The organism is Amycolatopsis sp. CA-230715, assembly GCF_018736145.1.
Lineage (GTDB): Bacteria > Actinomycetota > Actinomycetes > Mycobacteriales > Pseudonocardiaceae > Amycolatopsis.
Map to the genome: position 1 here is coordinate 9,299,990 of NZ_CP059997.1, position 13,890 is coordinate 9,313,879.

Annotated in this window: 8 protein-coding genes; 6 read left to right on the top strand and 2 right to left on the bottom strand. The window is 70.9% G+C overall.

Features of this window, described 5'->3' with window-relative positions:
- The first annotated feature begins 20 nt into the window (after positions 1 to 20).
- The 5 genes from HUW46_RS43290 to HUW46_RS43310 are packed head-to-tail and all read left to right on the top strand — an operon-like array spanning position 21 to position 11,949.
- Positions 21 to 1,439, top strand: coding sequence for an acyltransferase domain-containing protein (locus HUW46_RS43290; protein ID WP_215544434.1), 1,419 nt, complete (start codon positions 21 to 23; stop codon positions 1,437 to 1,439).
- Positions 1,432 to 7,128, top strand: a complete 5,697-nt coding sequence (locus tag HUW46_RS43295; protein ID WP_215544435.1) for an SDR family oxidoreductase — start codon at positions 1,432 to 1,434, stop codon at positions 7,126 to 7,128. Before HUW46_RS43290 ends, HUW46_RS43295 begins: the two co-directional genes overlap by 8 nt.
- Positions 7,125 to 8,456, top strand: a complete 1,332-nt coding sequence (locus HUW46_RS43300) for a cytochrome P450 (protein ID WP_215544436.1) — start codon at positions 7,125 to 7,127, stop codon at positions 8,454 to 8,456. The genes HUW46_RS43295 and HUW46_RS43300 overlap by 4 nt, the downstream gene beginning before the upstream one ends.
- Positions 8,453 to 10,735, top strand: a complete 2,283-nt coding sequence (locus HUW46_RS43305; protein ID WP_215544437.1) for a KR domain-containing protein — start codon at positions 8,453 to 8,455, stop codon at positions 10,733 to 10,735. The genes HUW46_RS43300 and HUW46_RS43305 overlap by 4 nt, the downstream gene beginning before the upstream one ends.
- A complete protein-coding gene (locus HUW46_RS43310) occupies positions 10,723 to 11,949 on the top strand; it encodes a cytochrome P450 (RefSeq protein WP_215544438.1) in 1,227 nt (408 codons plus the stop codon). Before HUW46_RS43305 ends, HUW46_RS43310 begins: the two co-directional genes overlap by 13 nt.
- A gap of 16 nt (positions 11,950 to 11,965) precedes the next feature.
- Here HUW46_RS43310 and HUW46_RS43315 read toward each other — a convergent pair whose 3' ends face one another.
- Positions 11,966 to 12,889 carry an oxygenase MpaB family protein gene (locus tag HUW46_RS43315; RefSeq protein ID WP_215544439.1) on the bottom strand — a complete coding sequence of 308 codons (924 nt, stop codon included), beginning with the start codon at positions 12,887 to 12,889 and terminating at the stop codon, positions 11,966 to 11,968.
- A gap of 157 nt (positions 12,890 to 13,046) precedes the next feature.
- Between HUW46_RS43315 and HUW46_RS43320 the strand changes: the two genes are divergently transcribed.
- On the top strand, positions 13,047 to 13,400 hold the full coding sequence (locus HUW46_RS43320) for a nucleotide pyrophosphohydrolase (RefSeq protein WP_215544440.1): 354 nt from the start codon (positions 13,047 to 13,049) through the stop codon (positions 13,398 to 13,400).
- 3 nt (positions 13,401 to 13,403) lie between these two features.
- On the opposite strand, the gene HUW46_RS43325 is transcribed toward HUW46_RS43320, so the two are convergent.
- A complete protein-coding gene (locus HUW46_RS43325) occupies positions 13,404 to 13,886 on the bottom strand; it encodes a GNAT family N-acetyltransferase (RefSeq protein WP_215544441.1) in 483 nt (160 codons plus the stop codon).
- Positions 13,887 to 13,890: the final 4 nt, after the last annotated feature.

Here is a 13,890-nt window from a genome sequence, read left to right on the forward strand (position 1 = left end):
CTTGAGAACAGGGGGACGCCGTGGTCGAGCACCGCAGCTCCAGTGTCGTCGCACTTTTTCCCGGTCAGGGCGGGTTCGACGGGGTGGCGCTGGCCACCGCCGCGGCCCGGCATCAGGAAGTCCGAGCCGTCTTCGAAGCACTCGACGAGGTTTCCCTCGCCGAGACCGGACGCGCGCTGTCGTCGGTGGCGCTCGCCGACGAGCCACCGACGCTGGCGAGCCTGCTCGCCGACGAGCCGTGGGTCTCGCAGCTCGCCATCTACGGCACGGCCGTCGCCGTGCACCGGGTCCTGCACGCGCACGGCCTGCGCCCCGGTGTCCTGATGGGACACAGCCTCGGCGAGATCGCCGCGCTCGTCGCCGCCGGGGTCTACACCGTCGCGGAGGGCGCCAAGATCGTGTTCGCGCGCGTCAACGCCCTGCGCGGACTGGACCTGTGCGACGGGTACATGGCGGCCGTCTCCGCGGACGCCCGCAAGACGCGGTTGCTCGTCGATGTCGTGGAGAACGAACACCTCGCGGTGGCCGTGGAAAACCACGACCGGCAGACCGTGGTCTCGGGACCCGCCGACGCGATGGACACGTTGGGGCGGGCCGCGAAAGCGCTCGGCGTCTCCTTCGCCAAGCTGGACTCGCCCGCGCCGTTCCACGGACCGCTGATGCGCTCCGCCGCCGACGCGTTCACCGCGGCCGTCCGCGGTATCGCGGCGCGGCCCGCCGAGGTGCCGGTCTACTCACCGATCCTGAACCGCGCCTACACCGAAACCGATGACATGCCCGCTCTGCTGGCGAGCCATCTCGTGGCACCGGTCAAGTTCGGCGCCGCGGTTCGCGCCGTGCACGCCGACGGCGCACGGCACTTCGTCGAATGCGGTGCCAGGGCGACGTTGTCCAAATCCGTATCGGCCACATTGGACGGTTCGGCGCACACGACCGTCGCGTGCCTCCCGGACGGCGGCACCGGGATCGAGCCCGCGCTCGGCACCCTGCGCGCGGCTGGGCTGCTCCCGACGACGGTTCCGGCCGACGACGAGTTCGACGCGTTCTGGTCGGCGCACGGACCCAAGATCATCAGCAAGGTCCGGCAGGAGCTGGAAGCGCGGAACGGTTTCGCGGAGCTGCCGTCGGACACCGCTGTCACCGAGGACGCACCGATCCTGTCCGCACCGCTCGGCCACGACGAGGTCGCGGGCCAGCTGCGCGAACTGTACGCGGAGGCGCTGGAGTACCCGGTCGAAGTGTTCACCGACGAGGTGGAACTCGAAGCGGAGCTGGGAATCGACTCGGTGAAGCAGATCGAGCTGCTGACGCGGGTGTCCGAAGAGTACGGACTCCAGCAGCAGGGCTCGGGGTTCCGCCTGGCGGAGTACGACACGATGGGCAAGGTCATCGGGCACACCGTGCGGAGGCTGGCCGATCGGGAGTCTGCGGATGTCTGACCTGACCGGCAAGGTCGCGCTCGTCACCGGTGGCGCGCACGGGGTGGGCAGGGCGATCGCGGCGGAGCTGGTCGCGCGCGGCGCGCACGTCGTCGTCAACTACTTCCACTCCCACGCCGAGGCCAAGCGCACCGAAGCCGAACTGGGCGCCACGGGCAGCGTGGAGATCGTGCGCGCCTCGGTCGCCAGACCCGAGCAGGTCGAGCGGATGTTCGCCGAGATCGCCCGGCGGCACGGACGGCTCGACATCCTGGTGAACGGAGCGGCCTCCGGTGCGCTGGTGCCCGACGACGAGGTGACCGACGACCAACTTGACGCGGGATGGAACACCAACGTCAAGGGCGCGCTGCGCTGCTCGCGTGCCGCCGCCGCGCTGATGGCGGACGGCGGGGCGATCGTGAACGTCTCCGCGCTCGGCGGCTCCCAGTTCGTGATGGCGAACTACCTTGCCTGCGCACCGGCGAAGGCCGCGATGGAAACGCTCACCCGCTACCTCGCCGCGCGGTACGCGGCGAGAAGGATCCGGGTCAACACCGCGTCCGCGGCGATGCTCGTCAGCGACGTCGCCGACGCCTTCCCCGACGCGGCGCGCATGCAGGCGGCGATCGGCGCCGCGACGCCGCTCGGACGGCTCGGCACGCCGCAGGAATTCGCGGGCCTCGTCGCGTTCCTCGCGAGCGACGACGCGCGGTGGGTCACCGGGCAGGTGCTCCTCGCCGACGGCGGACTGTCGCTGGGCGTCCCGCTGCTTTCCGCGCCCGAGCACCAGGACGCACCGGAAGTGTCCGAAGAGGACGGTCCGGCCGAGGACGCGGTGGCGATCGTCGGGATGGGCATGGCGGTGGCGGGCGCGAACAGCCCGGAGGAGTTCTGGGACCTGCGGCTCGCCGGTGCCGAGTTGTTCGTACCGGTACCGGCCGACCGCTGGAGCCTGGACTCGTTCCATTCCGAGGACGACAGCGCGGAGGACAAGTCCTATCAGGACCGGTGCGTGTTCATCACCGGGTTCCGCCCCGCCGAGGGCGCGGAACTCCCCGCCGAAGAGGAATTCACGACGTCGTGGCTCCGGCACAGTGTGGTGCAGGCCATGCGCGGCGTGACGACGGCGCCGTCGGACCGCTTCCGGTGCGTGATCGGCTACACCCCCGACGGCAACCAGCACCTCGAAGAGGCCGGGGTAATCGCGGCGACGCTGGACAAGGCGAGCGCGATCCTCGACGAACTGGACCCTTCGGACGGAGCCGCCCTGCGCGACGATGTCGAACGCGCGCTCCACGACCGTTACCGGCTCCGGCAAGGGGAAGACACTTCCCGGTTCCTGCCGCACCGCGTCGGCAGGCTCGCGATCGAGGGCGTGCTGCCGCCGGACACCGCGGTGCAGATGGTGGACACGGCGTGCTCGTCCTCGCTGTACGCGGTGGACATCGGCGCCAAGGCACTGCTCGGCGGCGCGGCGGACGTCGCGGTGTGCGGCGGCGCGTTCGCCCTCGGTCCCCGCGGCACGGTGCTGTTTTCCAAGCTGCACGGGCTGTCCAAGCGCGGGGAAGTGCGCTCGCTCGACCGGGACGCCGACGGGGTGGTGTTCGCCGACGGCGCCGCGGTGGTGGTGCTGAAGCGGCTCAGCAAGGCCCGCGCGGACGGCGACGAGGTGCTCGGTGTGCTGAGCAGCACCGGTACCTCGTCCGACGGCAGGGGCAAGGCGATCTACGCGCCGAACCCCGCGGGACAGGCGCGCGCGATCGCGAGGGCGCGTGCGGGCGACCCGGCGGTGCCGGTCGACTGGATCATCGCGCACGCCACCGGCACGCCCGCCGGCGACATGGCCGAGCTGAACACGGTGCACGAGCACTACGGCACGTCCGAGATTCCGGTGACCTCGAACAAGTCGCTGATCGGGCACACCGGCTGGGCCGCGGGCGTGGTGTCCCTCATCGAGGCGGCACTCGGCCTGCGCCACGGCACGGTGCCACCGCAGTTCCGGTTCACCGCACCACCCGCCGACTTCCCCGCTGAACGGACCCGCCTGCGCATCCCCACCACGGCGCAGCCGCTGCCCCCGCGCCGCGACCGCCCGCGCACGGTGGCGGTGACCGGGTTCGGGTTCGGCGGCACCAACGCCCACCTCCTCGTGTCGGACCCCGGCGAGGCGACACCGCCGACGGCCCCGGCGGCGGAACACGGCCGGATCGCGATCGTGGCGTGGGCCGCCCACCTGCCAGGACTCGCCGGCCGCGACGCCGTCGAAGCGTGGGTGCGCGGGCACGGCGAACCACCGGCCGACACCTTCGGCGAGAAGTACCCGACTCCCCCGTTCGACCGGGTGCGGCTGCCACCGGCGACCGTGCGCACCGTGGACCGCTGCCAGCTGATGATCCTGGAATGCGGGCACCAGCTCCGCGAACGCCTCGGCGACGCGTGGACGACCTACGCGGACCGCGCCGGGGTGTTCGTCGGCAACCTCGGACCCACCCGCGCCGGCATGCTCTACGCCAACCGCTGCTACCTCGACGACGTCGACACGGCGCTGGCTGGCGCACCGGGGCTCGCCGAGTCCCCGCTGCTGCCGAAGCTCCAGCACGGCCTGCGCGAGCGGGCGCGGAACCTGGTTCCTCCGTCCAATGAGGACTCGTTCTCCGGGATCATGCCGAACATCATCTCGGCGAGGGTGGCGAACTACTTCGACCTGCACGGCCCCAACCTCACCCTGGACGCCGGGCTGGCCTCGACGCTGTCCGCGTTCGACACCGCCTGCCAGTACCTGCGCGCCGGTGACATCGACCTGGCCTTCGCCGGTGGCATCAACGGCAACGACCTGCCGGAGCTGCGGCCCCTGCTCACCGGGCTGCTCGACGGCGAAGCACCGGCGGACGCCGCGTTCCTGTTCGCGCTGACCACGGAGGACGTCGCCACCACCGAAGGAATGCCGGTGCTGGCTTGGATCGACGACACCGAGCCCGATGCGACGCTCACCGAGTGCGGGACAAGCGCACCGGGAACCGCGCGCTACCTCGGCGCCGCGGGCGGGCTCGCCGTCCTGCGTGAACTGCTCACCGGGAGCGGCCGGTCCGCGGTGGTCTGCCACGCCGAACCGGACACCCCGGTGGCGCGGCTCGACCTGGACATCCCACCGTCTACAGTGGAGGAACCGGCGCCGCTGAACGAGCGGTTCACCGACACCGAGTCCTACGCGCCGGGTCAGCGGTGCCAGGTGCGGCGGCACGTGCCCGAGCTGGTGCCCGCACCGGCCGAGCCCTCGAACGACGGGCGAGCGTTCCTTCCGCCCGGCGTCGTGGTGCTGACCGACTCCGCCGCGACCGTCGACGCGCTGGGCCCGCTGCCCGAGGACGCACTGGTGCTGTGCTGCGCACCGGAGATGGCGGCGCGACCCGGCTGGCACCACCTGCCCGAGCCCGGTCCCGACGAGGTGCGGGCCGCGCTCGGCACGCGTGAGCCGAGCGACGTGCGGATCGTGCTCGACCTCGCCGCATCCGCACCCGCGGACACCTGCCTCTTCGATGACACCCCGTCCGTCACTGCACTGCACGACCTACTGTTCCTCACCCTGCGGCTCTCCGGTGACGCCTCGGTGATCGCGGTGCTGCTCGGCGGTCTCAACGACGGCGTCGCCCATCCCTTCACCGGCCTGTTCACCGGGCTGCTGAAGGCCGCGCACCTGGAGTCGCCGGGCACCGAGCGGTTCGCGCTGGTGTCCGACACTCGCGACGCGGCGGCGGGAATGCTTGCGGCGGAACGGGAAAGCCGCATTCCGCGAGCCCTTCCGGTGGTGTACTACCTCGCCGGACATCGCCACGTCCGCGAACTCGTCGAACGGCCGGTGGCGCTGTCCGGACCGGTCGCCGCCCGGCTCTCGGCGGATTCCGTCGTGGTGGCCGTCGGCGGCGCTCGCGGCATCACCGCCGAGCTGCTCAAGGCGCTCGCCACCGAGTTCCGGCCCCAGGTGTACGTGCTGGGCAGCAATCCGCTCGACGACTACCCCGGTTGGGTGTTCGACGGCAGCGACGAGCGGTTCGCGGCCGGGCGGAAGGAGTGGTTGCGCGAGCAACTGTGGCACCGCACTGGAACGACCGTGGCGGTCCTCAACCGCGAGTACGACAGGATGATCGACGCGCGGGCCGCGCGGGCGAACCTGGACGCGATGACCGCCGCGTGCGGCGCGGGCCGGGTGCGCTACCTCGCGTGCGACGTCACCGATCCCCTGGCGGTCGAGCGCGCGGTGCGGGAGATCCGCGAGCCGCGGATCGACCTGCTGGTCAACGCCGCGGGCCGGAACAACTCCGCGGTGCTGGCGCGCAAGGACTTCGGCGAGTTCCGCGGCGTGCGCGATCTGAAGCTGCGCTCGCACCGCAACCTCAAGCGGGCGCTCGCCGGGACTCCGGTCGGCACGTGGTGCAGTTTCGGTTCCCTGCTGGGCTATTTCGGCCAGGTCGGCGAAGGCGATTACGCGGCGGGCAACGACTTCCTAGCCACCGCGGCCGAATTCGCGGCCCGCGCCCAAGGCGCCGACGAGGTCACTATCGGCTGGACGCTGTGGGGCGGCACCGGGATGGGCGCGGGCGGTCTGGTCAGCTCCTACTACGAACGCCAGGACACCTACTCCGCGATGGCGGTGGCCGAAGGCATCCACCACTTCGTCCGCGAACTGCACGCTCCCGAGCGGGTTCCGCACCTCGTCCATATCGGCGAGGCCGAACACCGCACCGTCGAACACTTCTACCCCGGTTATCTGTCCACACCGGACACCGGGTTCTACCTCCGGCACACCGTTTCCCACGACGGCGACACCGCGGTGTTCGAATGCCCGATGGACCCCGAAACCGACGCGTTCCTCGACGGTCACACCGTCCGCGGACATGCGACGCTGCCCGGTCTGTTCGTCACCGAGATCGCCGCCGAAGCCGCGCTCTCCCTGCGGCAAGGGCTGGAGGTGATCGGGTTCACCGACCTGACCTTCGAGCGGTTCATCCAGGTCCGCGGTGACCTCCCGGCACCACCGAAGCGGGTCCGCGCGACCGTCCTCGACGCCACCGACGACCTGACCACGGTCGAAGTGCGGATCACCTCCGACATCGTGGTCAACGGGGTGGTGGCGGCGCGGGACAAGCCGCACTTCACCTGCCGCGTGCTGCTCGCACCCGAGTTCACCGCGCCGAGCTGGGACGGGTGGGCACCCGATCCCGCCGAACGCGCGGCACCGGATCCCTACCACCTTTCCGGCTCGCCGGTGCGCCTCACCGGGCCCTTCGCCTGCACCGAGGACACGCGCACGCATCCCCGCGGCGCCCGCGCCCGGTTCGCCCCGCCGTTGACGCGCGCCGACGCGGTGTGGTCGCGGTTCCGCATGCCCGCGCTCCTGTTGGACGGCATGGTGCGGATGGGTGTGCTCCACCCCGAGCCCGAGCAGACCGGGCTGCTGCCGGTCGCGGTCCCGACCGCGATCCGGCGGATCGAGCTGTACCGCCGCGCTAACGACCTAGCGCTCGCCGACGGCGACGTCGAGCTGTACGCCACGCCCGGCGCGTTCGGCGCGGACGGCCCCGCCGCGAACCGGTTCGTGGCAACCGATTCCGGCGGCCGGATCCTCGCGCAGGTCAAGGACGTCGCGGCGACCGTACTGGGCCAGATCGACACCACCACCGGCACCTTCCACCCCAAGGGGGCAGACCAATGACCGACGCACCGGGGCCCGAAGGCGGGCACCTGATGGGCGCGCTGTCGAGCTTCAAGAGCAACTCGCTCGGACTGATCACCGATCTGCGGCAGCGCTACGGCGGGATCGTGCGGGTCAAGCTCGGCCCCTACCTCGTGCACCAGCTCACCGATCCCGACGCGATCAAACACGTGCTGCAAGACAATCCCGACAACTACCGGCGCGGCCGGTTCTACCAAGGGTTCTCGCTGTTCATGGGGCGCGGCATGCTCACCACCGACGGCGCGGAGTGGAAGAAGCGCAAGCAGCTCAGCCAGCCATTCTTCCAGCGGGCGCGGGTGGAGCAGGCGGCCCCGATCATCACCGGCTGCGTGGAAGACCTCGCCGAGCGCTGGTCCGCGGCCGACGGAGAGGTCGTCGACGTCGTGGACGACCTGATGTGGCTGTCGATGGGCGTGCTCAGCCGCACCCTGTTCGGCGTCGACCTGCGCGAGCGCGCCGAAGAACTCACCCCCGCGGTCCGGTTCTCGCTCAAGGCGATGATCATCACCGGCAAGGTGGAGCAGATGCTGCCGCGCTGGATCCCCACCCGCTACCAGCGCACCCTCAAGCGCCACCAAGCCGTTCTCAACGCCGCGATGGACCACGTCGTCGCCCAGCACCGCGCCGGGCACGGCGACCCCGATTCGCTGGTCACGGCGCTGCTCACGGCGACCGAGCCGGACACCGGCGAACCGTGGGACGCGCGCGCGATCCGCGCCGAACTGAAGACCCATTTCATGGCAGGGCACGAAACCACCGGCTGCGGCCTGGCCTGGACGCTGCACGCGATCGCCGCCGACCCCGCCGTGCGGGACAAGCTGGTGTCCGAACTGGACTCCGTGCTCGGCGGCGACACCCCGACCGTCGACCACCTGCCCAGGCTGCCCTACCTGCGCCAGCTCGTCGAGGAATCGTTGCGGCTGCACCCGCCGATCTGGGCGTTCCCGCGCGGTGCCGTGGCGGACGACGAGATCGGCGGATACCACATCCCGGCGGGCAGCAGCCTGCTCATCCCGCCCTACGGCGCGCATCGCGACCCCGGCACCTGGGACTCGCCGGAGGAGTTCCGCCCGGAGCGGTTCTGCCCAGCGCACCCCAAACCGGCGCGGTACTCGTATCTGCCGTTCGGCGGTGGCGCGCGCCGATGCATCGGTCACCACCTCGCCACCCTGGAAATCCAGCTCACCATCGCGATGCTGACCCAGCGATTCCGGTTCACCATCCCACCAGGACAGGACATCCACCCGGCGGGTCTGGTGTCGCTGCGCCCCGCGGGCGGCCTGCCGCTCCGCATCGAGAAAGCATGAACGGAACCAGTTCGACGGTGCGGCGGTTCGTCTGGCATCCCGCACCATCCACTGTGGACTCGTCAAGCGGAGTCCTCGGCAAGCTGGTCGCGGTCGTCGGCGCACCAGGGCACGCGGTCGAGGCGGTGTCGGCGAAACTCGCCAGTGAAGGCGCGACCCTGTGGCACCACGGGGATGCGCGCGTGCCCGACGCGATCGTGGACCTCACCCTGGCGGAACCGTTCGACCCCGAACGGCCGGGCGCGGCCGACGAGGCACTCGTGCGGACGCTGGCCGTGTTACGGCACTGCTACCAGGACTGGGCCGCCGAGACCGACACCCACCGGCTCGCCTACCTCGCGGTGACCTACCTCGACGGCCGCTGCGGGTACTCCGGTCACCGCGTCCACCAACCACTCGGCGGAATCTGGGCCGGGCTGGCGAAAAGCCTCCACCGTGAACTTCCCGTCGTCACCGCGCGGGTCGTCGATCTCCCGGACCCGGGTTACGCCGGGCTTGCCGAGATCGTGGCGGCCGAGGTCTACCGAGGCGGGCCCGCCGAAATCGGGTACCGCGACGGCACCCGGCGGGCGCTGCTCCCCCGCGCCGAGCCCGCTCCGGCACCGTCCTTCGCCCTCGGGCACCACGACACCGTGCTGGTGTGCGGCGGCGGCACCGGGATCGGGTTCGAACTCGCCCGCACCCTCGCCCGCCGCGGCTGCCGGGTGGTCGTCACCGGGCGCGCGGCACCTCCCGAAGGGCCCGAGCACTGGCTGAACCTCGGCGCGGACGCGTTCGCGGAGTACCGGCGCGACCTCATCCGCGACGCCGCGGGAACGCCCGCGCTGCGGGAAACCCGGCGCCGCATCGGCAAACTCCAGCACTTGCGCGAACTCCACGACAACCTCCGCTCGATCGACGCCGAAGGCCTCGCGTTGCGGTACCGGCCGTGCGATCTCACCGATCCCGCGCAGGCCGCGGCGCTGATCGACGAACTCGGCGACGGCATCACCGGGATCGTCTACCTCGCCGGGGTCGACCGTCCGGCCCGGCTTCCGTCCAAAACGGACAGTGACTTCCTCGCCGGGGTCGCGGTCAAGACAACCGGGTTCCTCCGGCTCGTCGAGGTCGTCCGCGCTCGCGGCCTGCCCTTGAAGTTCTTCTGCAACAGCGGATCCCTCACCGGGCGGCTCGGCGGCATGGTCGGCGAACTCGACTACTCCGCCGCCAACGAAGCGCTCGCCCGGCTCGGGCTCTGGGCCCGCCATGAAACCGGGCTCGACGTCTTCACCGTGTGCTGGCCGCTGTGGCGCGGTTTGAGCGTGTCCACCAACGTCGACGCGGCGCTCAAGTACATGCCCGCGATGGACCCGGCCGAGGGGTTCGCCAACTGGTGCACCGAACTCACCGCGTCCCATGACGGCGGCGAAGTCGTCTACCTCGGTCCCATCGCGGGCGGGATGGACGTGACCAAGGCGGGGCAGTTCCCGCTCGACCCCGCACTGCCCGGATTCGGTGCCGCGTACCCGAAAGTCTTCCACCTGGGTGCCCCTGAACGGTGGAAACCCGGCGAGCACCTCACCTCCCGCATCCGCTTAAGCACCCGCACCACGCCCGCGGCCGCAGACTTCCACGTCGACGGCTCGCCAGCGATCCCCGTCTCGATCCTCCTCGAAACCGCGCTCCGCCACGGCGAATGGCTCGTCCCCGGCCCGGCCCGCGAACTCACCGACGTGGTGATCCACCCCGCCGCGCTCCGGCTGGTCAACGACGCCGTCGAACTGGACCGCGTCAGCACTGTCCGCGACGGCACCGTCCGGATCGTCGTCCGGAACTCCGCCGACCGTCCGGTCGCGGACCTGACCGTCCACACGGGAGAGCCCCGAGCGGTCGCGGTGCCGGATTTCCCCACCACAGCGGGAACTCCCGCGCTCCCCGAGCCGTCGATGCTGCGGTGGAAGGGCGCGGTGATCCCGCGGGCACCGTGGCACCGGCACGCCTGCGGCACCGTCACCGCGTCGTTACCGCACTGCCCGCCATCGGACCTCTGGACGGCCGAGCCCGCACCCGAGCACCTGCTCCCGGTGGCCGCGCTGGAAAACATCCTGCGCATGGCGTGCGCCGGGCACGATGCCGGGCCGCTCCGCATCGAGCGGATCACCGTGCACCCCGAACACGCCCGGCCGACCCGGCTGCTCGGCACCCTGTCCGGCGACACCTGGTACGCCGTCGATCAAAGCTCACGCACGGCGCTGGTACTGCGCACCACCGACCCGAGGAGAGCGGCATGGCCGAGCTGACCATGAAGCAGATCTACACCGAAGCCGATACCGACGACCCGTACCCGCTGTTCCGGCGGATCAGGGAGGCCGATCCGGTCTACTGGGACCCGCACATGGGCGACGACGGCGCCTGGATGGTCACCGGTTACGCCGAGGCGATGAGCGCGCTCATGGACACCCGCCTCAGCGCGAAGCGTCCACATTGGAATCCCGAGGTACTGCCCGACGGCGCCGAACCCGGTCACCGCACCGCATTGGCCGCGCTGGACGGGCAGGTCGTCGTCGCCGACCCGCCCGAGCACACCCGGCTGCGCCGCCACCTCAACCGCCCGTTCCTGCCCCGGCCGGTGCACGACATGACCGATCGGGTCGCGAAGATCGCCCGCCACCTGATCGAAAGCGCGCTCTCGAACGGTACCGGCGAGTTCGACGCCATGGGCGAATACGGGTTCACCCTGCCCGCCACCAGTCTCGGCCGCGTACTCGGCATTCCCCTTGACCAGGACTACATCCCGTGGATGCTCAGCCTCGGCCAGCTCATCGACGACGGTCCCGTCAGCAGGGAGCGCACGCCGAAGCTGCTCGGCAGCGTGCACGAGTACCTGGAGTTCTTCCGCGGCCAGGTCGCCCAGCGCCGGGACGGCGGTTACGACGACCTCATGCAGACCCTCGCCGACGCCTACACCGACGGCGAGTTCGCCGACGAGACCGAGCTCCACGCCAACCTGGCGTTCCTGCTCACCGCCGGACAGATCAGCACCGCGCACCAGATCGGGAGCTCGCTGCTGCACCTGTTGCGCCGTCCCGAGATCTACGAGCGGCTCCGCGCCGATCCCGGACTCGTGCCCGCCGTCTCCCCGGAACTCCTGCGCTACGACGCGTCGGTGCAGCTCACGAAGCGACGTGTGCGCGAACCGCTGCGGCTCGGCGACCACGATCTCCGCGCGGGCGACGAGATCTACGTCTGGATCGGCGCCGCCAACCGGGACCCCGCGCGCTTCCCCGATCCGGACGTCCTCGACCCCGACCGCGAGAACGTCACGCACCTCTCGTTCGGCCGCGGCATCCACTTCTGCCTCGGCGCCCAGCTCGGCAAGCTCGTGCACGACACCGCGCTGCAAACCTTCCTCGACCGCGTGCCCCATCCCCGGCTGCTCGTCGACGGCCGCGTGCACCGGTCGACGATGCCGACGTTCCGCGGCCCGTACCTCCTCCCCGTCGGCTACCGCTGACGGGGAGGAGGTCCATTCAGGACCGGACGGCCGCCCGCTTGGCGGGTTCCGCGGTGCGGCCGCCCGTCTCCTTGAGCCGCTTGAGCGCGGGGCTGTCCCGCTTCCCGATCTTGCGCCGGTAGATCGGCGTACGGGGGTCGGGGAGCCAGCCCTGCACGGTGAACATCACCCGCAGTCCCGCCCGCACCAGCGCCGCGCCGATCGGGTGCGGATCGTCGAGCCGCATCACGTGCCGAACGTTCTCCGGGATCATGGTGAGCACCACCGTCCGCGCCATCGGTTTCAGCGGGGCGGGGAACCACCGGTCGCAGAACTGCTGGATGAACGCTTCGCTGACCGCGTGCCCGTTGTCGGTCTGGCGCCACGGGTGCTCGTCGTAGGCGTCGGCGAGTGCGGCCATCGTGTCGAAGTCGGTGGGGAAATCCGTTACCGGCACGTCGTTTTCGGCGGTCAGTAACCTGCTGAGGTCACGCGTCCAGTTGTGCAGGGCGATGCGCAGGTGCTCCGGGAACCCGGGGAGCCCGGCGAGCCGCTGCAGGCGGTGGAACACCAGCGCCAGCAGGGACATCCCCTGCACGTAGTCCGCGTTCTCGGTGAAGCTTCCCGGCGCGGTTCTGGCCGCGCCGGCGTGGATGCCGTTCAGTCGCCGCATCGACCGCTTCACCTGGTCCGAATCGGACGGAAAGAGGTACCACGACCAGAAGAAGTACAGGCTGCCTTCGAACCGCTGCTGGGGGCGGTCGATCGAGGCGCGGCCGCCGTCGACCAGCCCCTTGGCGCCGTGCGGTGGCATCGACACGTCCATGAAGCTCAGCGTGTAGCCGATGTTCAGCAGGAACTCGTTGAGCCGGTATTCCCCGAACAACCGGACGATCTCGTGGTACTGCGTGTGCGGGTCGAGTTCGGCGAGTCGCCGGTCGAGCCATTTGTACCCGCGCATCGGTGCTCCTTGTCCTCGGCTGTCTGGCCGCGCGCCGCGGCGGCCGGTCGATCTGGCCGGAACCTACCAGCGCGGATATGCGCAGTTCGCCACAAAACCGTGTGGTGCCAAGGAGTCCGGCGCGCGGCGGAGCACGGCCGGGCATAGGGTCTCCGGCATGGACCTCGACCAGCTCACCGCCCGGCTGCGCGCGTTCGCCGACGCGCGCGACTGGCACCAGTTCCACAACCCGAAGAACCTCGTGATGGCGCTGACCGGCGAAGCGGGTGAACTGGCCGAGCTGTTCCAGTGGCGCACCCCCGAGGAGTCCGCCCAGATCATGGACGACCCGGACACCGCGCAACGCGTGCGCCACGAGATCGCCGACGTGCTGGCCTACCTCCTGCGCCTCGCGGATGTGCTCGACGTGGACGTCATCGCCGCACTGGCAGCCAAGATCGACGTGAACGAAGCGAAGTACCCGGTGCGGCTGGCCAAGGGCAGCGCCCGCAAGTACGACGAACTGGACTGAGGCTCAGCGGTCCTTGACCAGGTGCACGGCACCGCGGACGGCCCCGGACGAGGTGGTGAGCCGGTAACCCGCACGCTCGTACATCGCGATGTTGCGGGCGCTGCGGGCGCCGGTGAAGAGCGTGTAGCGGCGTGCTTCCACCGGTGCCTGCCGCTCCGCGTGGGCGAGCAGCCGCCTGCCCAGTCCGCGACCGGCCAGGTCGGGGGCCACCATCAGCCTGCCGATCTCCCACGCGTCACCGTCGAGTTGCCCCCGCACGGCACCGATCAACCGCGGCCCGAGCCGCACGATCCAGGTCGACCAGGTCTTCGTCCACTCCCGCACGTCTTCGAGGCTTTCGTGCAGCGCCGGGATGTCGAGCGTGTCGTTCACCAGCGCTTCCTGCGCCCAGCAGCACCGCTGCAACACGAACAGTTCCGCGCAGTCGTCCGGGGTGACCGAGCTGAGGCGTGCGCCCGCGAACGGGCCCCCGTCGTCGAATCTCACCCTC

Bases quoted from the DNA above. Each gene is read 5' to 3' on its own strand.
- HUW46_RS43315 (WP_215544439.1), bottom strand. From the start codon at position 12,889: ATGCGCGGGTACAAATGGCTCGACCGGCGACTCGCCGAACTCGACCCG.
- HUW46_RS43320 (WP_215544440.1), top strand. From the start codon at position 13,047: ATGGACCTCGACCAGCTCACCGCCCGGCTGCGCGCGTTCGCCGACGCG.
- HUW46_RS43295 (WP_215544435.1), top strand. From the start codon at position 1,432: ATGTCTGACCTGACCGGCAAGGTCGCGCTCGTCACCGGTGGCGCGCAC.
- HUW46_RS43300 (WP_215544436.1), top strand. From the start codon at position 7,125: ATGACCGACGCACCGGGGCCCGAAGGCGGGCACCTGATGGGCGCGCTG.
- HUW46_RS43305 (WP_215544437.1), top strand. From the start codon at position 8,453: ATGAACGGAACCAGTTCGACGGTGCGGCGGTTCGTCTGGCATCCCGCA.
- HUW46_RS43310 (WP_215544438.1), top strand. From the start codon at position 10,723: ATGGCCGAGCTGACCATGAAGCAGATCTACACCGAAGCCGATACCGAC.